Source organism: Pseudofrankia sp. EUN1h (genome assembly GCF_001854645.1).
Taxonomy (GTDB): domain Bacteria; phylum Actinomycetota; class Actinomycetes; order Frankiales; family Frankiaceae; genus Pseudofrankia; species Pseudofrankia saprophytica.
In genome coordinates this window covers 259,776-283,508 of sequence record NZ_MBLN01000077.1, presented here as the reverse complement: position 1 = coordinate 283,508, position 23,733 = coordinate 259,776, and the positions used below count along the sequence as shown (strand labels likewise).

The 23,733-nt window shown below is 71.8% G+C and carries 19 protein-coding genes; 6 read left to right on the top strand and 13 right to left on the bottom strand.

Annotated elements, in window-relative coordinates:
- Positions 1 to 7 precede the first annotated feature (7 nt).
- The 5 genes from BCD49_RS31850 to BCD49_RS31830 all read right to left on the bottom strand — a co-directional run bounded on the left by BCD49_RS31850 (position 8) and on the right by BCD49_RS31830 (position 6,955).
- Entirely contained in the window at positions 8 to 1,222 is a 1,215-nt protein-coding gene (locus BCD49_RS31850; protein WP_007510085.1) for a Gfo/Idh/MocA family protein, read from the bottom strand.
- Between the two features lie 152 nt (positions 1,223 to 1,374).
- Positions 1,375 to 2,448, bottom strand: a complete 1,074-nt coding sequence (locus BCD49_RS31845; protein WP_007510086.1) for a substrate-binding domain-containing protein — start codon at positions 2,446 to 2,448, stop codon at positions 1,375 to 1,377.
- Between the two features lie 80 nt (positions 2,449 to 2,528).
- Positions 2,529 to 3,791: an ABC transporter permease gene (locus BCD49_RS31840; RefSeq protein ID WP_007510088.1), complete on the bottom strand. Its 1,263-nt coding sequence runs from the start codon at positions 3,789 to 3,791 to the stop codon at positions 2,529 to 2,531.
- Entirely contained in the window at positions 3,788 to 5,335 is a 1,548-nt protein-coding gene (locus BCD49_RS31835; protein WP_051467065.1) for a sugar ABC transporter ATP-binding protein, read from the bottom strand. The genes BCD49_RS31840 and BCD49_RS31835 overlap by 4 nt, the downstream gene beginning before the upstream one ends.
- A 426-nt stretch (positions 5,336 to 5,761) precedes the next feature.
- Positions 5,762 to 6,955, bottom strand: a complete 1,194-nt coding sequence (locus BCD49_RS31830; RefSeq protein ID WP_007510090.1) for an ROK family transcriptional regulator — start codon at positions 6,953 to 6,955, stop codon at positions 5,762 to 5,764.
- A gap of 277 nt (positions 6,956 to 7,232) precedes the next feature.
- On the opposite strand from BCD49_RS31830, the gene BCD49_RS31825 reads away from it, so the two are divergent.
- Complete coding sequence (locus tag BCD49_RS31825) at positions 7,233 to 8,162, top strand: carboxymuconolactone decarboxylase family protein (RefSeq protein ID WP_007510091.1); 930 nt, start codon at positions 7,233 to 7,235, stop codon at positions 8,160 to 8,162.
- A gap of 26 nt (positions 8,163 to 8,188) precedes the next feature.
- Here BCD49_RS31825 and BCD49_RS31820 read toward each other — a convergent pair whose 3' ends face one another.
- Positions 8,189 to 9,649, bottom strand: coding sequence for an MFS transporter (locus BCD49_RS31820; RefSeq protein WP_071042251.1), 1,461 nt, complete (start codon positions 9,647 to 9,649; stop codon positions 8,189 to 8,191).
- A gap of 148 nt (positions 9,650 to 9,797) precedes the next feature.
- On the opposite strand from BCD49_RS31820, the gene BCD49_RS31815 reads away from it, so the two are divergent.
- Positions 9,798 to 10,265, top strand: a complete 468-nt coding sequence (locus BCD49_RS31815; RefSeq protein WP_071042239.1) for a MarR family winged helix-turn-helix transcriptional regulator — start codon at positions 9,798 to 9,800, stop codon at positions 10,263 to 10,265.
- A 247-nt stretch (positions 10,266 to 10,512) separates the two neighbouring features.
- Entirely contained in the window at positions 10,513 to 11,361 is an 849-nt protein-coding gene (locus BCD49_RS31810) for a DUF1206 domain-containing protein (RefSeq protein ID WP_007510102.1), read from the top strand.
- A 90-nt stretch (positions 11,362 to 11,451) separates the two neighbouring features.
- Here the strand turns inward: BCD49_RS31810 and BCD49_RS31805 are convergent, their stop codons facing one another.
- The 5 genes from BCD49_RS31805 to BCD49_RS31785 all read right to left on the bottom strand — a co-directional run bounded on the left by BCD49_RS31805 (position 11,452) and on the right by BCD49_RS31785 (position 14,960).
- Positions 11,452 to 11,808 (bottom strand): nuclear transport factor 2 family protein, encoded by a 357-nt coding sequence (locus tag BCD49_RS31805; RefSeq protein WP_007510104.1) that lies wholly within the window; start codon positions 11,806 to 11,808, stop codon positions 11,452 to 11,454.
- On the bottom strand, positions 11,805 to 12,272 hold the full coding sequence (locus BCD49_RS31800) for an SRPBCC family protein (protein WP_007510106.1): 468 nt from the start codon (positions 12,270 to 12,272) through the stop codon (positions 11,805 to 11,807). The genes BCD49_RS31805 and BCD49_RS31800 overlap by 4 nt, the downstream gene beginning before the upstream one ends.
- Positions 12,269 to 12,616, bottom strand: a complete 348-nt coding sequence (locus tag BCD49_RS31795; RefSeq protein WP_007510108.1) for an ArsR/SmtB family transcription factor — start codon at positions 12,614 to 12,616, stop codon at positions 12,269 to 12,271. The genes BCD49_RS31800 and BCD49_RS31795 overlap by 4 nt, the downstream gene beginning before the upstream one ends.
- 92 nt (positions 12,617 to 12,708) lie before the next feature.
- Complete coding sequence (locus BCD49_RS31790) at positions 12,709 to 13,524, bottom strand: dienelactone hydrolase family protein (protein ID WP_007510110.1); 816 nt, start codon at positions 13,522 to 13,524, stop codon at positions 12,709 to 12,711.
- A gap of 164 nt (positions 13,525 to 13,688) precedes the next feature.
- Positions 13,689 to 14,960 (bottom strand): ABC transporter substrate-binding protein, encoded by a 1,272-nt coding sequence (locus BCD49_RS31785; RefSeq protein WP_035925044.1) that lies wholly within the window; start codon positions 14,958 to 14,960, stop codon positions 13,689 to 13,691.
- Between the two features lie 929 nt (positions 14,961 to 15,889).
- Here BCD49_RS31785 and BCD49_RS31775 point away from each other — a divergent pair.
- From BCD49_RS31775 to BCD49_RS31765, 3 genes are all read left to right on the top strand, one after another.
- On the top strand, positions 15,890 to 16,588 hold the full coding sequence (locus BCD49_RS31775; RefSeq protein ID WP_007510117.1) for an alpha/beta fold hydrolase: 699 nt from the start codon (positions 15,890 to 15,892) through the stop codon (positions 16,586 to 16,588).
- An 88-nt stretch (positions 16,589 to 16,676) separates the two neighbouring features.
- Entirely contained in the window at positions 16,677 to 18,041 is a 1,365-nt protein-coding gene (locus BCD49_RS31770) for a YhgE/Pip domain-containing protein (RefSeq protein ID WP_007510124.1), read from the top strand.
- A 103-nt stretch (positions 18,042 to 18,144) separates the two neighbouring features.
- Complete coding sequence (locus tag BCD49_RS31765) at positions 18,145 to 19,083, top strand: bile acid:sodium symporter family protein (RefSeq protein ID WP_083401821.1); 939 nt, start codon at positions 18,145 to 18,147, stop codon at positions 19,081 to 19,083.
- On the opposite strand, the gene BCD49_RS31760 is transcribed toward BCD49_RS31765, so the two are convergent.
- Both BCD49_RS31760 and BCD49_RS31755 read right to left on the bottom strand, forming a co-directional pair.
- Positions 19,038 to 22,274, bottom strand: a complete 3,237-nt coding sequence (locus BCD49_RS31760) for a BTAD domain-containing putative transcriptional regulator (protein ID WP_007510126.1) — start codon at positions 22,272 to 22,274, stop codon at positions 19,038 to 19,040. The two genes, BCD49_RS31765 and BCD49_RS31760, sit on opposite strands and share 46 nt — an antisense overlap.
- 48 nt (positions 22,275 to 22,322) lie before the next feature.
- On the bottom strand, positions 22,323 to 23,714 hold the full coding sequence (locus BCD49_RS31755; RefSeq protein ID WP_071042238.1) for a UDP-N-acetylmuramoyl-tripeptide--D-alanyl-D-alanine ligase: 1,392 nt from the start codon (positions 23,712 to 23,714) through the stop codon (positions 22,323 to 22,325).
- Positions 23,715 to 23,733 lie beyond the last annotated feature (19 nt).

The following is a 23,733-nucleotide window of genomic DNA, read 5'->3' as shown; positions in this document are numbered from 1 at the left end:
CACGCGGTCATGTCTCGACGGGGGTCCAGCACGAGCCGCCCGCGGCGCTGCGGCCTACCGCGTCGAGGACGAGCTGCACCTGCAGGCCGTCGGTGAAGCTCGGCGTCGGCGGCGTGCCGGCGGCGATGGCGGCCACCAGGTCGCGGACCTCGTGGGTGAACGAGTGCTCGTAGCCGAGGGCATGGCCGGGCGGCCACCACGCGTCGAGGTAGGGGTGGCTCGGCTCGGTGACCAGGATGCGGGTGAAGCCCGCGGCCTCGTCGTCCACCCGGCCGTCGTAGAACTCCAGCTCGTTGAGCCGTTCCAGGTCGAAGACCAGCGAGCCCTCGGAGCCGTTCAGCTCGATCCGCAGCCCGTTCTTGCGGCCGAGCGCGAACCGGGACGCCTCGTAGCTGGCGAGCGCCCCGCCGTCGAGCCGGGCCAGGAACAGCGCCGCGTCATCCACGGTCACGGTTCCGGTACCGCCACCGCCCTGCTCACTGTTGCCGCCCGGCTCAGTGACCGACAGCCCGCTGGCAGACAGGCCGGACGCCGCCACCGGCAGCGGCCGCTCCCGCACGAAGGTCTCGGTGAGCGCGCAGACGCCCGTGACCCGCTGGCCGCTGATGAACTGGGTGAGGTCGACGATGTGCGCGCCGATGTCGCCGAGCGCGCCGGACCCGGCCATCTCCCGGCGCAGCCGCCAGGCCAGCGGGAACTCCGGGTCGACCAGCCAGTCCTGCAGGTAGACGGCGCGCACGTGGCGCAGGGTGCCGAGCCGGCCGGCGGCCACCAGCTCGCGGGCGAACGACGCGGCGGGGATCCTCCGGTAGTTGAAGCCGACCGCCGAACGCACCCCCGCCGCCGCCGCCCGCTCGGCGGCGTCCGCCATCGCCCGCGCCTCCTCGACGGTGTTCGCGAGCGGCTTCTCGCACAGCACGTGTTTGCCGGCGGCGAGCGCGGCGAGCGCGATCTCGGCATGGCTGGAGCCGGGGGTGCAGATGTCGACCAGGTCGACGTCGTCGCGGCGCAGCAGTGCCTTCCAGTCGGTCTCGTGGGAGCGCCAGCCCAGCTTCGCGGCCGCGGCCGCGACCTTCTCCTGGTCCCGGCCGCACACCGCGGCGAGGTCGACCTCCAGCGGGAGGTCGAAGAACCGGTTCACCGAGCGCCACGCCTGGGAGTGGGCGGCGCCCATGAAGGCGTAGCCCACCATCCCGACGCCCAGCCGCTGTCGTTCCGTCATTGAGAGATTCTCCAGGTGAGGGACGTCGCTCGGATGCCTCGTCCGGCGGCGCGTCGCGTGTCAGGACGGCGGCGTGCCGTGCAGCTGGACGGCGGCGCGCCGGGCACCAGGGCGGCGGCGCGCCGGGCGTCAGGATGCGAAGCCGAACTTCGTCAGGACGCGAAGCCGAACTTGAGATACCTGTCGACGTTGTCCTTGGTGACCGTCACGGAGGCGAGGGTGATCGACGACGGGACGTCGTTCTCGACCAGGTCCGACAGGGTCTTGCCCTGCGCGACGAGGCGGGCCAGGTTGATCGCCGAGGACGCCATCGTCGGCGGGTAGGTGACGGTGGCCTTGACGACCCCGTCGTCTGCCTTGATCAGGTCCATGACGTCCTTGGACCCGGCGCCGCCGACCAGGAAGAACTCGTCGCGGCCGGCGGAGTCGATCGCGGACAGGACGCCGATGCCCTGGTCGTCGTCGTGGTTCCAGAGGGCGTCGATGCGCGGCGCGGCCTGCAGCAGGTTCGCGGCGGACCGTTCCCCGGACTCGACGGTGAACTCGGCGGGCACCCGCGGGCCGACCTTGAAACCGGCGGTCGCGAGCGCGTCCTTGAAGCCCTGGCTGCGCTGCTGGGTGAGCGGCAGACTGTCGATGCCGGGAATCTCGGCGATGACGGGGTTGCTGACCCCCTTGGCCTTGAGCTGCCCGGCGATGTAGTTGCCGGCGGCGACGCCCATGCCGTAGTTGTCGCCGCCGATCCAGGTCCGGTAGGCCAGCGAGCTGTCGAAGACGCGGTCGAGGTTGATCACCGGGATGTTGGCGATCATCGCCTTGCGGGCCACCTCGGTCAGCGCCTTGCCGTCGTGCGGCAGGATCACCAGCACGTCGACGCCCTCGTTGATGAGGGTCTCCACCTGGCTGATCTGCAGGTTGAGGTCGTTGGTGCCCTCGGTCGCCTTCAGCGTGACGTCGGTGTGCGTGCCGGCCTGGGCGCGGGCGTTGCGGGTGATCGCGCCGATCCAGCCGTGGTCGGCGGCCGGGGCGGAGAACCCGATGGTGATCTGCTTGCCGGCCGCGGCGTTGTCGCCGCCACCGCCGGTCGAGACGTTGGCGGCGTCGCCAGGGTTGTCGTCGTCGTTGCTGGTGCAGCCGGCGAGCGTCGCGACGCCCGCCACGCCTAAGGCCGCGCCGCCGGCGAGAAACCGCCGCCGACCGAGCGATGTGCCGCGCAGTTGTGCCATGTCCTGCTCCTCTGTCCCGTTGTGCGGCTGTTCTGGTGTGCGGCCACTGCGTCTGTGTGGCCACTGCGTCTGTGTGGCCGTCACGTCCGCCTGGACTCCCGGGCCAGCCGTTTCTGCAGGAGCACGGCGGCCACGATGATCAGGCCCTTGGCCAGGGCCTGGGTGGAGGTCGTCAGGTTGTTCAGGGTGAAGATGTTGCTGACCGTGGTGAAGATCAGCACGCCGAGGACCGTGCCGACGATCGTGCCGCGCCCGCCGGAGAGCAGGGTGCCGCCGATGACCACGGCGGCGATCGCGTCCAGCTCGTAGAGCAGGCCATGGGTGGACGTGCCGGACGTCGTCCGCGCCGTGATCATGACGGCGGCGATGCCGCAGCAGAACCCGAGCAGCGTGTAGAGCCACAGGGTCTGGCGCCGCACGTTGATGCCCGCGAGCCGGGCCGCCTCGGGGTTGCCGCCGACCGCGAACGTGCGCCGGCCGAACGTGGTCCGGTTCAGCACCACCCAACCGACCAGCGCGACGAGCGCGAACATGATGACCAGCACCGGGATGCCGCCCGGCTCGGCGCGGAAGAAGTTCCGGAAACCCTGGACCCGCACCACCTGCGTCTGCCGGTTCGAGATCTCCTCGGCGAGGCCGCGGGCCGATGCCAGCATCGCCAGCGTCGCGATGAACGGCACGATCCCGCCGTAGGCGACCAGGATGCCGTTGACCAGTCCGCACACGGCGCCGACCGCGAGCGCCACGAACACCATCACCAGGAACGTCGAGTCGCGGGCCATGTTCTGGGTGGCGAGCGTCGTCGACCAGACCGAGGCGAGCGCGACGATGGCGCCCACGGACAGGTCGATCCCGCCGCCGGCGATGACGAACGTCATGCCGACGCTGACGACGCCGATGACCGACGCCAGCCGCAGGATGGTGAGCGCGTTGTCGGTGCTGCCGAACCGGTCGCCGGCGGTACCCAGCCCGACCGCGCAGATCAGCGCGAGGGCCGCGATCAGGCCGAGGTTCCGGCCGGCGCCCGTGCCGAGCAACCGCCCCAGCGCCGCCCGCCCGGCCGCGCCCGGCGCCCGGCTCGCGTCGCCGGGATCGGTCTTGCGCGTGAGAACGCCGGTGAGGCTCGGGGCGACGGCGGCGTCTGCCTCCACCGCGGCCCGCTCGACCCGTGCCCGCTCATCCGTCGGCGGTGCCGCGACGGGCCCTGCCGCGACGGGCGGTGCCTCGGCTGGCGATGCCGGGGCCGCCGCGGCCGCGGTCGGCGGTTCGAGTGGTTTGGCGGCCGGGGCCTCGGCCGCCGCCGGGTCCGTTGCCGGAGCGTCGGTCAGGCGTGGCTCGTTCACGCGGCGCGTCCCTCCTCCATGACCAGGTCGAGGACCTGGGACTCGCTGATGCCGGTGGCGGCCGCCTCGTGCACGACCCGGCCGGCGGCGACCACCAGCACCCGGTCGGCCAGCCCGATCACCTCGGGCACCTCGCTGGAGACCAGCACCACGGCGACCCCGGACCGGGCCAGCCGGCGGATCAGGGCGTAGATCTCGTCGCGGGCACCCACGTCGACGCCGCGGGTCGGCTCGTCGAGCAGCAGCACCCGGCAGTCCCGCAGCAGCCAGCGGGCCAGCACGACCTTCTGCTGGTTGCCGCCGGACAGGGTGCGCACCGGGCGGGCGACTCCGGCCGGCCGGATGTCGAGCGCGTCGGCCTGCCGGCTCGCGGCCGCCGACTCGTGGCCTTCCCGGGTGAACGGCCCGGCGGCGAACCGGGTCAGCGTGGCGAGCGTGATGTTGCGGTAGACCGGCTCGTCGGGCAGCAGGGCCTGGCTCTTGCGTTCCTCGGGGCACAGCCCGACGCCGGCGGCGACAGCGGCGCCGACCGAGCCCCGGCGCAGCCGTCGGCCTGCCACCCGCACCTCGCCGGTGGCGGCCCGGCGGGCGCCGTAGACCGTCTCGAGGATCTCCGAGCGTCCGGAGCCGACGAGCCCGGCCAGGCCGACGATCTCCCCGGCCCGCACGGCGAACGACACGTCGCGGAACTCGCGCGGGCGGCCGAGGCCGCTGACCCGTAGTACCTCGGGGGCGTCCGGGGCAGGTCCGACCCTGGGTGGGAACGCGTGCTCGATCGCGCGGCCGGTCATCAACCGGATGACGTCCTCGGTCGACGTGGTGCGCGCCGGCAGCCCGCGGGCCACGGTGCGGCCGTCCTTGAGGACGGTCACCCGGTCGCCGATCCGGCGGATCTCGGCGAGGCGGTGCGAGATGTAGACCACGGCGACGCCGTGCGCGGTCAGGTCGCCCACCAGCCGGAACAGGTTGTCGACCTCGTCCGCGTCGAGCACGGCGGACGGCTCGTCCATGATGATCATTCGCGCGTCGTGCGACAGCGCGCGGGCCATGCTCACCACCTGCTTGCCGGCCGCGGACAGCTGGCCGACCTCGCGGCTCACGGGAATCTCGGCGTGGCCCAGCCGGGCGAGCAGCGCCCGGGCGGCGTCGTCCATCGCGCGGCGGCGGGAAAGCCCTGCGCGGGCCAGCTCGTGGCCCAGGAAGATGTTGTCGGCGACCGACAACCCGTCGACCAGGTCGAGCTCCTGGTACATCGTGGCGATGCCGAGCCTGGTCGCGGCGGTCGGCGTCGGCGGGCTGACCTGCTCGCCGCGCCAGCGGATCGTGCCGGCGTCGGGCTGATGCGCCCCGGACAGCACCTTGATCAACGTGGACTTGCCGGCCCCGTTCTGGCCAAGCAGGCAGTGCACCTCGCCGGCGCGGACCTCCAGGTCGACGCCGTCGAGCGCGCGCACACCGGGGAACGTCTTGACGACTCCAGTGACGATGAGGAGTGGATCGGGCGTGTTCGGTAAGGCGGGGGCGCTGTCCACCACTGATCCCATGATCTGTGCCACTTCCGGCCCGACTTTGGCCGGCCTGCAGTCAAGTTAGAGATCCGCCCGAGCCTGGTCAAGAGTTAATCTTCAGAAGTTTCAAAGTCATTGACGAAAGTTTGGCCTGGCGACGCCTCGACCGGAGCGCGAGGACGCGCCGGCACGCGGTGGGCCGGCCCGGCTTCGACGACTCCACCAGCCACCGCGGGCTCCGGCCCCGCCTCGGCCGCCAACTGTGGTCGATGAGTGACACCGGAGACACCGCAATCGACCACAGTTGGTGATCGACGGTTGAACCGTGGTCGATGGGGGTGTCTATGACGGCACGGAAGTACCACGGTTCGAGCCGCCGGCGCGGCGGGGGGCGGGCCCCGCGCGGCGGTGGCGGGGCGGGGCGGGGGAGTGGAGCGGTGGGGAGAGCGGAGCGGGGGCGGGTCAGTCGGGGGAGTAGACCGTGTCGCTGGCCAGGCGGGCGGCGCCGACGATGCCAGCCGCGTCGCCCAGCTCGGTGAGCACCACGGGCAGGTTGCCGGTGGCCAGTGGCAGCGACCGCCGGTACACGACGCCGCGGATCTCGGCCAGCAGCAGATGCCCGAGCCCGGAGACGCCGCCGCCGATGACGACCAGGCCCGGGTTGAAGAACGAGACGAGGCCGGCGAGCACGGTGCCGACCCGCCGGCCGCCGTCGCGGATCAACGCGAGGGCTGCCTGGTCGCCGTGCCGGGCCGCGGTGCCGACGTCGGCGGCGGTCAGCACGCCACCGCCGGCGGCCAGTGCCGCGAGCTCCGGGGAGCGGCCGGACCGGGCGGCCGCGGCCGCGTCCCTGGCCAGCGCGGCGCCGCCGAAGAAGGCCTCCAGGCAGCCGGAGTTCCCGCAGGCGCAGGGCGGCCCGGACTCCTCGGCCTGGATGTGCCCGATGTCGCCGGCGCAGCCGTCGACCCCGCGGTAGAGCCGGCCGTCGACCACGATGCCGCAGCCGATGCCTGTGCCGATCTTGACGAAGAGGAAGTCCCGCGCCGACCGGGCGACACCGGCGTGCAGCTCGCCGAGCGCCATCGCGTTGACGTCGTTGTCGACCAGCACGTGGCAGCCGAGCTCGCGGGCCAGCACGTCGCGCACCGGGTAGCCGTCCCAGCCCGGCATGATCGGCGGGGCGACCGGGACGCCGGTGTGGAAGTTCACCGGCCCGGGCAGCCCGATGCCGAGCCCCGCCGGCCGGGCCAGCTGCTGTTCGGCGAGCAGCTTCCTGGTCAGCTCCAGGACGCGGCCGAGCACGTGCTCCGCGCCGCGGCGCACGTCGAGGTCCTCCTCGCGCTGCACGAGTACCTGCAGCCGACCGTCGGTGATCCCGACCGTCAACGAGGTGGCGCCGACGTCGACCCCGACGAAACGCAGCCGCCCCGCCAGGTCGACCAGGGTGGCACGCCGACCGCCCCGGGACACGCCCGGTCCGATGTCGTCCACCAGGCCCAGCTCGGCGAGCCGGCTCACCTCGGTGGCCACCGTCGTGCGGGACGTGCCGATGCGTTCCGCCAGCTCGACGCGGGAGAGCGGACCGCCGTCGCGGAGGTGGCGCAGGATGCGCGCCTGGGTGGTGTTCTCCGCACCGGCGGCGAGGGTCGAGGCCATGGCGGCTCCTGTCGTGCGGGCCGGCCGATCATATGCGGTCGTCAGGACGCCGTCGGACGGAAGCAGGCGACGACCAGGTTCACCGCCAGGTCTCGGTCCGCCTTCTCCCGGCTGTGAGGGCGATCGGCCGGGCAGAGATGATCATTATCCGGGATGGCTGCGCGGTGACCGCTGGTCGGTGATGATGGTTGGAGGTGATCCCCGTCACTCGGCTGGCGGTGCCGTGTCGACCGGACCGGACCGCGGGTGAGCCCGTCCACGTCCTGAGGTGATCCGCGTGTCCGCTTCCCAGGTACTGGTTCCGGCGTCCGGGCTCGAGTCGATCCGAGCCGTCGCGCCGGCCGCGGCGAGCTGGCTGCGAGCCGGGTGGGACGCGGCCCTGGCCAGGGTCGAGCCGCGGCTGCTCGACCTCGTCCGGGGCCGGGTCGCAGCCGGGCACGGCCTCGCGCCGGCCGCCGGCGCGGCTCCGGCCGGCGCGGTTCCGGCCGGGGAAGCTGCCGCCGATCCGCTCGGCCAGGCGGTCATCGAGTTCACCGACGGGTTCGTCCGCCACGTCGCGACCAGACGGCCCGACCTGGTCGGGGTGCTGCGCGAACGGCTCCGCGGGCGTGGGACCCGTGAACTGGTCGACGCCATGTACGTGTTCGACCAGGCGGCCCGGCTGGTCGTCGGGCATGGCAGGCTGTTCGACCCGGGGGAGTTCGGCGACGTCCCACCCGACGTGGCGCCGCGCGAGCACAAGTCGCTCGCGGCGGCGAACCTCCTGTTCCACGATGCCGCGCTGGGACTGTCGGCGCTGGACCCGGTGACCACCGAGCTGGTCCGGCTGCGGGCGGCCAGCTACCACGACTGCCGCACCTGCCTGTCGTTGCGGTTCGTCGTCGACGGCCTGGTCGTCGTCGACGAGGAGCTGTTTGCCCGGCTGGGCGGCTACGCCGACGACCCGGCGTTCTCGCCGGCGCGGCGGGCGGCGCTGCGCTATGCCGACGCCCACATGACGGGGCCCCGCCAGATCACCCCCGAGCTTCGGGCGGAGCTGCGCACGCATTTCTCCACCGCCCAGCTGGTCGAGCTCTCCCTCGACGTCAGCGCGTGGAACTACCAGAAGACCCTGGTCGCCCTCGACATGGACGCCCCGGCCAGCGGGGACGGTCTCACCGGCATGGTCATCAACGCCGACGGCACGCTCCAGCTCTCGCTCCTCTAGACCCTCAGGTCACCACGTCTAGACCCTCAGGTCACCATGTCGACGGAGGGCACGACGTTCGCGGAAGCGGAGGGTTCGAGCGCGCCGACGTGGGCGGCGGCTCGCCGGGACGGGATCGCGAGCGCGACGGCGGCGGCGGCGAGCGCGACGGCGCAACCGATCAGGAGACCGAGGCGGAAACCGCTCTCCGAGGGCACGGACCGGGTTCCCAGCTGAGTGGTCAGCTGGGAAAGCACCAGGCCGACCACCGCCGCGGCCATCGTGATGCCGATGGAGCGGGACAGGGTGTTGAAACTGGTGGCGGAACCGGTCTCGGAGGGCGGGACCGCGCCCATGATCAGCGCGGGCATCGCGCCGTAGGCGAAGGCGACGCCGACCATGCAGACGCAGGAGACGATCAGCAGGCCCCACGTGGTACCGAGCAGCACCATCGAGGATCCATACCCCACCGCGATGATCAGGCTGCCCGCGATGAGGGTGATCTTGGGTCCGCGCGACGCCGACAGCCTCGCGCCGACGGGCGAGACCAGGAGCATGAGCAGGCCCGAGGGGGCCATCCAGAGGCCGGTGGCCAGCATGGACTGCCCCAGGCCGTAGCCCGTGCTCCGGGAGAGCTGCAACAACTGCGRCAGGATCAGCTGGGAGGCATACAGCGCGAACCCCAGCACGGCCGACGCGAGGTTGGTCATCAGCACCTGGCGCCGAGCCGCGACCCGGAGGTTGACCAGCGGGTCGGTGATGCGCAGCTCCCACCAGCCCCAGACGGTGAACGTCACCAACGACGCCGCGAACAGACCGAGCGTGGTCCCGCTCGCCCATCCCCAGTCCGCGCCCTTGGACACGCCCAGCAACAGGCAGATCAGCCCGATCCCGATCCCGATCCCGCCGGCGGCGTCGAAGTGGCCCTGACTCCTCGCGGGCGTCACGGGAACCGCCAGCCAGATCAGCGCGCCGACCGCCGCGCTGAGCCCGGCGGCGGTCCAGAACAGCGTGTGCCAGCCGAAGTGCTGGGCCATCAGCGCGGAGAACGGCAGGCCGAGCGCGCCGCCGATGCCGAGGGAGGAGCTGACCAGCGCGATCGCCGACCCCAGCCGCTGCGGCGGGACCAGCTCCCGCAGCGCGCTGATCCCGACGGGGACCACGCCCAGGCCGACGCCCTGCAGCGCCCGTCCGATGACCAGCGGGACCAGGGACCCGGCCAGCGCACAGATCACCGAACCGACCAGGAGCGCCCCAGTACACGTCAGAAGCAGGCGGCGGTTGCCGTGCAGGTCGCTCAGCCGGCCGATCGCCGAGATGGCGGCCGAGCCGGYGAGCAGCGTGGCGGTCACCACCCACGACGCGTTGACGGCGCTGGTGTGCAGCAGCTGGGGCAGCTCGCCGATGAGTGGCACTACCAGGGTCTGCATGAGCGTGGCCACGATGCCGCCCGCGGCCAGTACGGCCACGATCAAGCCCGGGCGGGTGGCCGGCGCGGAGCCGTGCACGGGCACCTCGTTACCTCGTCCCTGTCGCTGTCCTGGTCGCTGGCACGGTTCGATTTGCGCGATACAAACTGTTTGTATAGTGCAAACTCCATGTAGGGCGCACGCGACGTGGTAGACACGGGTCGGGTAGGCCGCGAGGAGGAGCGTGATGGACCGGCCCACGCACCTGATCGAGTACGAGGGCATGCTGCTCGGCCGGTACGCCCACCTGACCGCGCGTGGGGGGCACCGGCCTGGCGGTCTCGAGCGCAGCGCCTACATCCTGCTCAGCCGGATCCGCGTGCAGGGCCCGATGTCGCTCGGGCAGCTCAGCGAGGCGTTCGGGCTGGACGTCTCCACGCTGCATCGCCAGACCGCCGCCATGCGCGCCGAGGGCCTGGTCGACCGCATCCCCGATCCCGACGGTGGGATGGCCAGGAAGTTCCGGATCACCGACGAGGGCGCCCGCCGCCTCGACGAGCAGCGCGCCGACATCATCGCCGGCATCGACGACGTCCTGGCGGACTGGACGGCCGACGAGGTCGCCRCCTTCGCGGAGTTCCTGCGACGTTTCAACGCCGGCATCGAACGCCGCAGCGGACGGCCGTGGCCGCGCCCGGCGGACGTCGCGCGCTAGGCCGAGTTCACGTCGCACGCCAGGTCGAGCTCCCAGACGGTCGAGCTCGCACACAGGGTCGAGCTCACGCAGAGGCTCGAGATCACGTAGAGGGCCGAGCTCACGCAGAGTCGGGGCGCACGCAAGGTCGAAGTCACGCAGGGTCGAGCCGTCCGGCGGGCGGCAGATAGCGATGCGCGGTTTGTCCGCCGCCCAGCGGGGGCAGCGTCTGGGGGGATCATCCAGCGACTCATTCCGCGGAGGAACGGTGACGGTGAAAAGCGCGTCGCGACCCGGCGCCCCACTGGCCGAAGGCCGCGGTCAGGCCCAGAAGGCCAAACACAGCAAGGCGGTGACCGCGACGGCCCGGCTTGGGCTCGCCTCGCGCGGACTGGTCTACCTGCTGATCGGCATACTCGCCGTGCAGGTCGCCGCGGGACACAGCGGCGAGAAGACGAACCGCGAGGGCGCGCTTCGCCAGATCGCCGACAAGCCGTTCGGCACCGCCGTGCTGGTCATCCTGATCATCGGCTTCTTCGGTTACGCGGCGTGGCGGCTGCTGGACGCCGCTGTTGGGCACACGGACGAGAACGACGGCAAGAAGCGGGCCGCCAAGCGGGCCACGTCCGCCGTCCGCGGCGCGATCTACCTCGCCATCGCGGGCAGCACCATCAAGTTCCTCACCTCGGGGCACGGCGGCTCCGGCGAGCCGGCCCCCTACACCGCCCGGGTCATGGGCCACACCGGTGGGCGCTGGCTCGTCGGCCTGGTGGGCATCGTGGTGATCGGCGTCGGCGTCGGCATGATCTGGCGTGGCGTGACCACCAAGTTCGAGAAGAAGCTGCGCACCGGCGAGATGAAGCCGGGGGTCAAGAAGCTGACCGTCGGCACCGGGCGAGCCGGCTACGTCGCCAGGGGCGTCGTGTTCGGCCTGGCGGGCTTCTTCGTGACGAAGGCCGCGGTGGACTTCGACCCGAACGAGGCGAAGGGGCTGGACGGCACCCTGAAGTCGATCGCCGGGCACGCCTACGGTCCCTGGCTGCTCGGGATCTGCGCGGTCGGGTTGGCGCTGTTCGGCGCCTACTCCTTCTTCGAGGCCCGTTACCGGAAGCTCTAAGGACCGCGGCGAACGCAGCCGCGAAGCCGCCGCCCGACGTCCCTCGCCGGACGGGCCCTCGCCCGGCGGGCCGCGGCGGGCACGCCGCCCTCAGGGCAGCGGGACGACGTAGGAATCGACGCGGGCTATGTACCCGTCGCGGAACGTGAACAGGTCGTTGAAGGCGAACCGAAACGGGCCGTGCTCGACGGTGGCGCCGCGGCCCTCGCCGGTGGTGATGACGACCGGGCCGTCCTCGAGGACACGCTGGACGTCGAGCGCGGGGCTGCCGGTGAACGCCGGATTCTCGATCTCGCCGTCGAACTCGGTCTTGCCGTGGGTGGTCCGGTGGCCGTGGATGACCCACTCGACGTCGTCGGTGAGGGTCGCGAGGATGCGCGCGTGGTCGCCCACGCGGAATCCGTCGAAGTACTCGGCGACGGCGTCGCGCTGGGTCGTCGGTGTCATGGCGTTCTCCGTCCTGGTGCGGGCTGGTGGCGCCGCAGGTGCGCGGCGAGGGCGTCGAGGATCGAGGCGAGTCCGCCGGCCGCCTGGGCTGTCCGTAGCTCACGGGGAAGCCGGCGCTGGTGGACGGTGAGGTCCGTGCCGTCGCCGGCGGGGCGCACGCTGACGGTGGTGCGCAGACCTGTGACGGGCTCGTCGAACACGAGCTCGCGCGGCGCGGCGATGCTCACGTAGACGAACCGGAGCCGGCGGGTGGCGCCGTCGGGCGCGCGGGTGTCGAGCGTGAACTCTCCGCCGGGACGCAGGTCGACGGTGACGGACTCCGGGGGCACGGTGGCGTGCGAGCCGCCCCAGAACGCCGCGATGCTCGCCGGTGAGGTGAAGGCGGCCCAGACGCGTTCGGGTTCGGCCGGGAGGTGGCGTTTGGCGATCAGTTCGTCGCCGCGGAGCTCCGCGCTGGCGGTCAACGGCCCGCTCCGCCCTCGGTGAGGTGCTGTTCGAGGGCGTCGAGCCGGTCGTCCCAGGCGCGGCGCTGCTCGTCGATCCACGTGCCGAGCAGCGACAGCTGGTCGACTCTCAGTCGGCAGTGGCGTCTGGTGCCCTCGCGTCGCTGCTCGACCAGGCCGCTGCGCCGCAGGACGCCGACATGGTGGGAGATCGCCTGCGGGGTCAGGTCGAACGGTTCGGCGAGCTCTCCGACCGTGGCGTCACCGCTCGCGAGACGAGTCACCAAGGCGCGACGGATGGGGTCGCCGAGGGCGGCGAAGGCCAGGTCGAGTTCTGGGCCGGACGCCAGGGGCGGAGAGGGCATGGCCACACCCTAATGCAAACGTTCGCTTTCGCAAGCCATCGTTTGTGGATGTGGGCCTCCGTCGGCTCCCGCGAGGCTGTGCCGCCGATGTACTAGGCCGGTAGGAGACGGGTTCGGAACAGGTCGAGAACCTGGTCGAGCGCCGCCCGGGTGGGCTGGCCCGGCTCGTCGATGAGGTGCTCGGTGAGGACGGAGTGCGGCTTCATCGTCGCCTCGGGGTTGGCGGCGCGGTCGGCCAGCTCGATGGCGACGAAGGCGTCACCCAGCTGCTCCCGGAGGAACCGGAAGCGCTCACCAGGGGAGAAGGCGTCGCCCTGGAAACGGAGGCCAAGCACCTGCAGGCTCTCCGCCGCGCACCGTCCCTTGACTACCTCCAGGTCGGCGGCGGAACAGTCGATGGACCCCTTCTTGGCCTTGGAGAAGGGAAACGGCAAGGACGGCTCCGCGAGCACAGGAGCGATCAGGCTGGGGTGCGTCGCCATCGCCAGCGCGAACCCGCCCGTGAAGCACATGCCGATGGCGCCGACACCAGGCCCGCCACAGCGCGCGTGTTCGTCCGCGGCCAGCGCGCGTAGCCAGGAGACGACAGGTGACGTCCGGCTCGTCGCCCAGATGGTGAATTCCCGGCTGACGCAGGCTGGAACAAGCGACGACAGCGTGTACCGCACGGAGCCCAACCTGCCGGCCGCGAATGGGTCCTTGCCGGGGACGCCGAACAGGTGCGGCATCACCGCGGTACAGCCGATGCCGACGACCTGGCGGGCGAATGCGGCCACCTTCGGCGTGATACCCGGCATCTCGGCGATCACGATCACGGCCGGGCCCGTGCCGGCCCGGTACACGGTCCTGGACTTGCCGTCATGGGTGAAGGTAGTCGCCTCGAAATCGGCGAGGCTGTCGTCGGCCATGGCGGGAGTCAACCAGATCGCCCTGGCGAGAACACCCCGCCACTCACCTGGGCCGTGGAGCCATGGCGCCAGGGAATGACCCTGACCGGCGCCGGCGCGTGCAGCTCGACGTCGGTTGGCCACGATCCGACGGTCCAGCGGCCAGGGTGGCGGGGCCGGTGCCGCTACTGGTCGAGCCGGTGGCCGCACCAGCGGTTGCGGTTCGCCGGGTTGGCGTCCTCGCTCGGCACGACCTGGTAGCCGGTTCCCGCCGCGTTGACCTGCATGAACGTGTAGCAGAGGGCGACCTGCCCGAAGTCCCTGGTCATGTCGACGGGGGCGGGCAGCAATCCGCCGCCGTCATAGGTGCTGGCGCGCAGGGCGTCGATGAACTCGGCGCGGGTCGGGCAGTCGCCGGCTCTCTGGAGGCCGTCGAGGAAGAGATCGGTGAGGATATAGGTGATGAAGGCGAGCTCCTGGTCGGGCGGTTGGAGCTCGGGTGCGAAGCTGCTCATTGCGCGGAGGTATTTCTGGTGGGCCGGTCCGCCGATCTCGAAAGGGACGTAGTTGAGGGCGGCGGTCAGGCCCGCCACCGTGCCGCCGTACCGCTGGATCAGCGACGTGTCGTATCCGTTGGGAGAAAGAACGACCTTCACCGGCGCGCCGGCCTGGTGCATGCCCCGCACCAACCGGGCGAGATCGTCGCTGCCCAGCGCCGAGGCGACCACGTCGACCTGGGCCGTGGCCAGCCGCCGGCCGAAATCCACGGGGTCGGTGAGCATCGGCTTGAAGACGAAGGGGCCGGGCGCGATGGGGATGCCGGCCGCCGCGAAACTGCTGATGATTTTCGCGGCGAGATCGTTCGAGGCGGAGGTGACGTCGGTCTGGATCATGGCCGCCCGGGTGACGCCCTGGGCCTTCGCGAATTCACCGAACGTGGTGACGGAGGGCCCGTTGGCGAACGGGTATGCGAAGGTGAACATGTTCCGGTAGCGGGGGTCCGACCAAAAGGCCTCGGCGGGTATTCCGGTCACGGGGATGCCGCGCTTCTGCAAGTAGTCGGCGCCGCCGGAGGCGCTGACGGTCGCCTCGACGAGCCCGAAGACGCTCTCTGGCCCGACGAGCTCGCGCACGGCCTCGAGGTTCTGGCTCGCGTCGCCGGCGTCGTCCTTCCAGGTGTAGACCAGCTCGCGGCCGTGTATTCCGCCGTCGGCGTTCGCCTGCTCGAGGCGGACGTGGAATCCGCTCCTCGCGGCGGACAGGGGCCCCGCGACGATGCCGCTGTCGGGATAGACGAGGCCCAGCCGTATCTCGTGGGCGCCGTAGCCGGGGGTGTCGCACGCCGCCATACTGGGGCGGCCGCTCGCGCCGCCTGGTGTCGAGCAGCCGGCGGCCATGGCCGTGGCCAGCGCCGCGGCGAGCAGCGCCGTCGGGCGTGGAACGCCATGTCCGAACACGACCCGGGCACCCGGGCGGGGTCCGGCGGCCAGGAAGGCGGGGAAGGGGGACTGTGTACTCGGCCGACGACTGCGTCCCGGTAGCCAGCGAAACCAGCCACGGGATGCCTGGCGGCAGTGCGGCGATCGTGGCATGTCATCCCCTCGCGCGGGTCGGGGACGACCATCTCTTTCCGGCGAGGCCATATAAGCCGGGTGAGCGACACGACCGGTATAGAGCCCACGGGCGGAGTCGTGCGTGACCATTCTGGCGAGGCAAGATGGGCCTCCAAGTCAGATCTGACGGGAGTCCTGCCTCCGGCCGCGTGTGAAGGGTGGCGGGCCGGCGGTAGCGGAGAATAGCCGCAGCGGAAACGTCGAGGTCTCGGCTGGCAGCGCTATCGGCGCTTGGCAGTCATTCTTTCCGCGTCGGATCGTGGGCGGTCGGCGGAGCCGCCGGAATTTCAACCGGACTCCGCTGTGGGGATCCTGAGCCCCACGGGACGCCGGTGCCCGAGGAGCGCACCGATGCATAACTGAAGTCGATGCGGGAAGTCTTGCGTCAAACTCCAGGGTCTCGCGCCGTCGTGGATGCTTTGGTCAGGACGGTCGTGAGCCAGTTCGTCAGCCGCCGAACGCGACCGCCGTCGCCACCACCGTCGCGGTCGCCAGCACCGCCACGGTCACCGTCGCGGTCGCCGTCCCCACCGTCGTAGCCACCGCGGTCGTCGGCGTGCCCCTCGGCGTCGGCGCCGTTCCACGCCGGGACGTACACGGTCACATGCGTGCTCCGTCCGGACCTGACGGGGACGCTGCGTCTGGACCCCTGACCACGGCCTCCCTCAGTCGGCGTTCAGTCAGCGCAGCCCCGTGAAGTGATGATGCACTAATCGTCAACTAACCGGTGGTGTACTCGGGCCTCACGACTTAGATCAAGGGAGCCGAAGAGCATGCCGCAGCCAACCGTCGTCCTCGTTCACGGCGCCTTCGCCGACGCGTCCAGCTTCGCCCGGGTGATTCCCGAGCTGCTCGCCGACGGCCTCAGGGTGGTGGCACCCGCCGTGCCGAACCGTTCGCTCATCGGCGACGCCGAGTACATCGGGTCGGTCCTCGCGGCCATCGACGGCCCCGTCGTCCTCGTCGGCCACTCGTACGGCTGCGCGGTCGCCACCGTGGCCGGTGCCGCCGAGAACGTGAAGGCCCTGGTCTATCTCGCCGGCTTCGTCCTGGAGGAAGGCGAGGCGCTGGGCGAGCTCCAGGGCCGCTTCCCCGACTCCGACCTGGCCCAGGCGCTGGTCGCGACGCCCTTCCCGGGCGGCGTCGACCTCTCGGTCGACGTCGAGAAGTTCCCGGCGGTCTTCGCCCACGACGTCGACCCGGCCGTCACCGCGGTGCTCGCCGTGTCACAGCGGCCGTTGTCCGCGGCGGCGTTCGGCGACAAGGCGCCCGCCGCCGCCTGGCACACCAGGCCGGCATGGGGTCTCGTGGCCACCTCGGACCGCGCCATCAATCCGGAGGTCGAGCGCTTCGGCTACCAGCGCGCGGGGGCCGACACCATCGAGGTGGACTCGTCACACCTGGTGATGTTCTCCCAGCCGACCGTCGTGGCCGATCTGATCAGGACGGCTGTCAAGTCAGTGTCCGCCTGAGCCGGAAGCCCACGGCCGCCGTCACCACGGCCGCTGGCTGGCCACATACCGAGCGGCCCGCGGGGTCCGAGTGAAACGAGACGGTCTGTTGAGTCCGGAGAACGAGACCCCGCGGGATGATTTTCCGGTTCGCGCGCGCGACCTGCTGCGCAAACGCGCGGTGTGGGTGCTGCCGCTGATCCTGGCCTCGGTGGTCGTCGCGGCGATGACCGCGCTGTACCTCGGGTCAGCGGTGGACCCGGTGGCCCATGTGCGCGGCCTGCCGGTCGAGGTGGTGAACAGCGACCGCGGGGCCACTCTGGGGACGGAACACCTCGACATCGGCAGGCAGATCGAGACCGGTCTGCGGGCGAGCCCCGCGCTGTCCGACCGGCTGCGCCTGGAGCTCGTGACCATGCCCGCGGCCGAACGAGCCATGAACCGCGGGCGCGCCTACGCGACGGTCGTGATCCCGCCTGACTTCACCGCCTCGCTCCTGGCGAAGGCTGGTCTGCCGACCGCTGGTCTGCCGACGGCCGGGGCGACGGGCGGCGGGGCAGTCCAGCTGCTGACCAACCCGCGGGCCGGCACGCTGGGGGCGAGCCTGGCCACCGGCATCCTGCAGCCCGCGCTCGCCGCGGCCTCGCGGGCGACCAGCGACCAGCTCACGGCGGGTGCCGGCACGGGTCCCCAGGACGCCGCGACGACGGCGTTCCTGGCCAACCCGGTGACGGTCACGACCAGCCAGTTCCACCCCCCGCCCGCGAGCAGCGCGCTGGGCCTGAGCGCCTTCTACCTGGCCCTGCTGACCCTCATGTGCGGGTTCCTGACCGGCACCGTCCTGCACGGCACGGTGGACGCGGCCCTCGGCTACGGCACCTCCGAGGTCGGCCCCCGGTGGACCCAGCTCCAACCAACGGCGATCAGCCGGTGGCGGACCTTGCTGATCAAGTGGGCGATGGCCGCGGTCCTGACCGCCGTGGTGACCGGCCTGATGATCGCGGTGGCGGCCGGTGCCGTGGGCATGGACGCTCCGCATCCGCTGCTGTTGTGGCTGTACGCGTGGCTGAGCGCGGCCAGCGTCGCCGCCGGGACGATCGTGCTCTTCGCCGTGCTCGGCACTCCCGGGCAGCTCGTCGCCCTCCTGTTGTTCGTCTACGCGGGCCTGGCCTCGGCCGGTGGGACCGTGCCCATCGAGGCACTACCCGGCTTCTTCCGGCTGCTCAGCGAGGCCGAGCCGCTGCGGCAGATCCTCGCCGGTGACCGGGCCATCCTGTACTTCGGCGCCCAGGCCGACGCGGGCCTGACCCGCGGCGTCGCGGCGGCCTCGATCGGCCTGCTCTGCTGGCTCGCCGTGGGCACCCTGATCGTCCGCTGGTACGACCGCCGGGCGATGCACCGGATGACTCCGGAGCTCCTGACGTACGTCGGCCGCGCCGTCCAGGACTACAGGTCCCAGGGACGGGCCGAATGAGACGTCAGCGGGATCGCTGCCCGAGAAATGGACGGACAGGAGTCAAGGGTCGAAGCGCCGGGCCAGTCCGCGGCCCGGCCACAGCATGCCCAAGGATGTCGCCGTGGATTTCGCGCTGATCCTGGCCAGTCTGCCTTTCGCCCTCGGCATCGTCATGTTTGGTCTGGGCCTCGGCCTGGCCCTGGACGACTTCCGGCGGGTCGGCCGGCATCCGAGGGCGGTCGTGGTCGCGCTGCTCTGCCAGGTGGTGCTGCTGCCGGCGATCTGCTTCGGCGTGGTGCTCGCCTTCCGGCTTTCGCCGGAGCTGGCGGTCGGGTTGATACTGGTCGCGGCCTCGCCGGGCGGCCCGACAGCCAACCTGTTCAGCCACCTGTTCGGCGGGAACGTCGCGCTGAACATCACGCTCACCGCGACCAACTCGGTGCTGGTGGTGGTCACCCTGCCGATCGTGGTCAACCTCTCGGCCGGGTACTTCCTGGCCGACGAGGCCGCGCTCGGGCTGCAGTTCGGCAAGATCATGCAGGTCTTCGCGATCGTGCTCGTCCCGGTCGCGATCGGGATGCTCGTACGCGCGTGGGCGCCGCGGGTGGCGCGGTGGCTCAACCGCCCCGTCCGGGTGCTGTCGGTCGTGGTCCTCCTCGGGGTCATCTCCGCCGTGCTGTTCGCCCAGCGGGCGAACCTCGCCGATCAATTCCTTTCGGTCGGCCTGGCTGTGCTGGCTTTCAACGTCGTGAGCCTGCTGATCGGCTACGGTGTGCCGCGCCTGGCCGGCGTCGACTACCGCGCGGCCGTCGCGGCCGGGTTCGAGATCGGCATCCACAACACCGCGCTCGCCATCACGGTCGCGCTGAGCCCAGCGCTGTTGGACAGTGCCGAGATGGCCGTCTCGGGCGTGGTGTACGGCATCGTCATGTTCTTCACGGCGGCCGGGTTCGGCTGGTTGGTCACCCGTCGAGCCCGGTTGAGCCCAGCTGAGCCCGTCCCGGTAGCTGCCCGTCAAAGCTCGGCGAGGAATCTCTCGGCTCGGCGGGCGAACAGGTAGCACTCGCGTTCGTCGGATCGCTTCCGGGCCTTTTCGGCGGCGGCTCGTACGACGCCCACGGGTCCGCCGCGGGCGTGGAGCAGGCGTGCGTGCAGCAGCAGGACAAGTCCTTCGGCGTAGCGTTGGCCATAGGACTCGAGGGCCCGGTCCGCTCGGTCGAGGGCGACGCCCGCCTCGTCCGGCCTGCCGGCGGCCAACCACATCTCGGCGATCAGTGCGTGGTGATACGCGACGCCCCACCGCGGCGGGTCGACCAGCGTCCCGGTGAGGAGCCGTTCGGCCTCCGCCGCGGTACGGGCCGGGTCGTCGCCGGTGAGGGCACGGGCCCAGTACCAGTTCAGCCGTACGTAGTGTTCCTGCTGGGCGGCGGCGCGGCCCGTGCCCACGGCCATCCACCGCTCGATCGTGCGCGTCACCCAGCCCGCGTCGCCGGCCATCGAAGCGATGATGGTGATGTAGTACGCCCAGGTCGCGACGGCGTACGGGTCCTCGGGGCCGTTCCACTTGTTGATCAGGGTTCCCGCCGTCTCGACGTCACCGTGGAGCGCGGTCACGACGGCCAGCCAGCCGGGCCACTCACCCGAGACGTCACGCCTGATCGGGGTCTCGCTGTGCGACGAGACAACCCCGTCGAGAAGGGCGGGATCGTTGCCACTGAAGCACCGGTATGCCTCGCCGATGTTGCCACTGTCCCACTGATGCAGGCCCCAGGCCTGCCGGCCGTACACCCGGACGACCGGATCGCGGGACGCCTCCCCCTGCTCGGACAGCCGGCGGACCAGACGTTCGCGGTCCCACTCCAGGAAGGTGTAGGCCCCGAACAGCCGAGCGAAGAGGAGGCCGGCGGCCTCGACCTCCTGACCGAGTTGGCGAGCCAGGTGTTCCGCGCGCTCCAGCAGATCGAATGTCGTGCCGCCGAACCCGGCCTGCCGGCGCGGGGCGACGGCGAGGAGCGAGAGGGCGGAGAGCTCGAGTTCCGGGAGTCCGGCGGTTCGCGCGATCTGGGCGGCCAGTTCAAGGTGCTGATCGGCGGCCGCGACCGCGAGCTTGGTCGCGGCGCGGCGGCCGGCGCGCTTCAGCGCCTCCACGGTGCGAACCGGGTCGGCGAGAGGGCCGGCGGCCCGCAGGTGGTACGCGAGGCGTTCGGTGATCGACTCGTCGTCGGTCTGGCTTTCGTCGAGTGCGTCCGCGATGCGCAGATGCAGCCGGACAGCCTGCTGATGCGCCGTCGTCTCGGTGACCGACTCTCGGACTATGTCGTGCGCGAAGCGCCACGAGAACGGGTCCTCGGGCCCCGATTCGAGCAGGCCGAGCGCACGCAGCGGTTCGAGGCGTTCGAGGCACTCCGCGACGTCGATGCCGGCGGCGCGGGCGAGCAGGCCGAGGTCGAGCTCACGGCCGATGAGCGCGGCGACCCGCAGCAGGTCACGACCGCCGTCGTCGAGGCCCACCATCCGATCGCGGACGACGTCTCGCACCGTGGACGGCACCCCGGCGCGAGTCGATGCGTCGACGTCGCCGAACGCGCCGCGGTCGATGAGCAGCCGCGAAAGCTCGCGGGCGAAGAAAGGATTGCCGGCGCTACGAACGTGGATGTTGCGGGCGACGTCGACGCCAGGTTCGTGGCCAGCCTCGCGACGGATGAGTTCGGCCACGTCGGTCAGGCCGAGCGGGCCGAGCCGGATCCTGCGATGGCTGGCCAGGCGGCTGGCGGCCGCCAGTACTCGCGAGAGTTCGGAGCCGGGGCTGGGCGCGCGGTCGCGTAGGGCGCCGATGATCGCGGTGCCAGCGGGTAGGCGGCCCATCACGTGGCCGAACAGCTGGAGCGAGGCGGCATCAGCCCACTGAAGATCGTCCACGACGAGCAGCATCGGCCGTTCTGAGGATGCCTGCGCAATGACGGTGACGACCTGCTCGAACAGACGGAACTGGGCGCGGCCGCCGGAAACCGGCGGCCCGGCATCGTCGTGTCGAGATTCGAGGAGACTACCGAGGCCGCCAGCCAGCGACTTCTCGCGCGCCGAAGGGGGCAGGCTGTCGAGGACGACCGGGAGCGCCTGCTCCCATAGCCACATCGATGGTGTTCCGACGCCTTCCAGGCAGGAAGCCCAGACGACGAGCGCGCCACGCTGGTCCGCCTCGAGCGCGGCCTCCTCCAGCAGGCGCGTTTTGCCCACCCCCGGTTCGCCTTCGATGATGCCGAGCCCGGTGCGGCCGGCGAGCGCGTTCTCGATGGCGCGGCGCAGCACGCCGAGCTCTTCCTCCCGGCCGACCAGGCCGGTTGCCCGCCTCGCCGATACGCGTTCGCCCTCGCTCTCCGTACTCTCCGTACTCGCCGCCGCGGTCGGCCTCGGGGCCTGCGCCAGTACTTGCAGGTGCGCGGCCCGCAGCGCCGGTCCAGGGTCGATGCCGAGCTCCTCGGCGAGGCGGTCGCGGACCGCCTGAAACGCTGACAGCGCCTCCGCCTGCCGCCCCGCGGCGCCGAGGGCGGTGACGAGGCTGGCCTGTACGGGTTCGTGGAACAGCGCCATCGACGCGGCCAGCCGCAACGGCGGGATTACTCGCGCCGGTTGGTGCAACGCCACGGCCAGTTCGGCGGCTGCCACGCAGCCGGCATGGAACTCGTCGTCGAGGGCGGCGAGGACCGGAGGGGCGGTCGATCCGTGGAAGACCCCATCCCCCGCGGGACCATGCCAGAGGCCGAGCGCTTCGACGTAGTGGTCGAGCGCCGCTTCGCGAGCTTCCTCGGCGGGAGCGGCCCGGGCTCTTGCGAGGAGCTCCCGGAACGTGACGAGGTCCAGCGTGCCGGGGCCGGCGACGAACACGTACCCGTTGCCGCGGCGGTGCAGGTAGCTACCAGCCTCCCGGGTGGGGAGCGCGGGTTCGAGCACCCGCCGCAATGCCCCGATGTACTTGTGGATGACGTTGAGCGCGCTGGCGGGGACGTCATCGGGCCAGATCAGGTCGATGAGTTCTCTCGTGCTCACCGGACGGCCCACGTGAGCCAGGAGCAGCGCCAACAGCTGCGCCTGTTGGCGGGGGCCGGCGTCCAGTTCGGCGCCGTCACGCCACACCCGCAACGGACCGAGAATCTGAAGGCGCACCGAACCGGTACCGGCGGGCGGATCTCCGCCGTCGGGCCGAACAGGATTGGCTCGCCCAGCCACGTCTGTCGACTCCCGGAAGAACATGACGGCTCTGTCCGCTTGCGACCTCCGTCGAACCGCGGCGCGCTGATTCTAGCCGAGCTGGGGCGGCCCTGTTGTGGGGAGCCGGCGGCGCAGCGCGGCGGCGACCTCGTCGAGGCGTGCCCCGCGGGAGGCCTTGACGAGCACGACCTCGCCAGCGGCGAGGTCGCCACACAGCCATGCGACGGCCGCGTCGTTGTCGGCCAGCGTCACCGCCCGCTCTCCCGCGCCGTCGGCGATCGGTCGGGCCGCCTCGCCTACCGCGACCACCACGTCGGCGCGGTAGGCGGCGTACTCCCCGACGGCGCGGTGCTCGGCCACGGTGGCGGCGCCGAGCTCGCGCATCTCGCCGAGGACGGCGATGCGGCGTCTGCCCTCGATCGCCGCCAGCGCGTCCAGGGCGGCGCGAGTCGAGTCGGGGTTGGCGTTGTAGGAGTCGTCGAGCAGCGTCGCGCCGCCGGCGAGGTCGCACAGCTGCATGCGCCACTTCGACAGCGAGGCGGTGGCCAGCGCCGCCGCGGTCACGTCGAGGGGTACGCCGGCTGCCAGCCCCGCCGCCGCGGCAGCCGACGCGTTGAGCGCCAGATGGCCGCCGACGAGCGGCAGCATGACGGGAACCGAGGCGCCGGCGGTCCGCAGCGTGAAGGACGGCCGGCCGAGCCGGTCCAGCACCAGGTCGAGCACCCGTACGTCGGCGTGCGCCACCCGGCCGAAGGTCAGCACCGGACCGTCGGTGAGCGAGCGCATCGCGACCACCCGAGGATCGTCGGCGTTGAGGATGGCGGTGCCGCCGGGGGCCAGCCCCGCCACCAGCTCGCCCTTGGCCGCAGCGATGGCCTCGCGTGACCCGAACTCACCGAGGTGGGCCTGGCCGGCGTTGAGGACGACGGCGATGTCGGGCGCGGCCAGGCCCGTGAGTTCGGCGATGTCGCCGATGTGGCGGGCGCCCATCTCAAGGACGAGGAACCGGGTCGCCGCGTCCGCGCGCAGCATGGTGAGCGGCACGCCGAGCTCGTTGTTGAGCGAGCCGATCGTGGCGATCGTCGGCGCGACGCTCGAAAGCACGGCCGCCAGCAGGTCCTTGGTGCTGGTCTTGCCCTGGGAGYCGGTCAGCCCGACAACGGTCAACCCGTCGCGCAGCCGGGCCACGACGTGGGCGGCGAGCGCCTGCAGCGCGGCCTGGACGTCCTCGACGACGACGGTGGGCAGCGGCGTCGGCCGGGAGCCGAGCACGGCCACCGCGCCGGCCCGGCCGGCCTGGCCGGCATAGTCGTGGCCGTCGACGTGCTCGCCGGCGAAGGCGACGAACAGGCCGCCCGGCTCGGCCAGCCGGCCGTCGAGCACGGCCGGCGCGGTCACGGTCACGTCGCCGTCGCCGTCGCCGTCGCCGTCGAGCGTCCCGCCGACGATCGCGACGATCTCGTCGAGGCTGACCGGGATCATGCCTGGGCGGGGCTGGGGC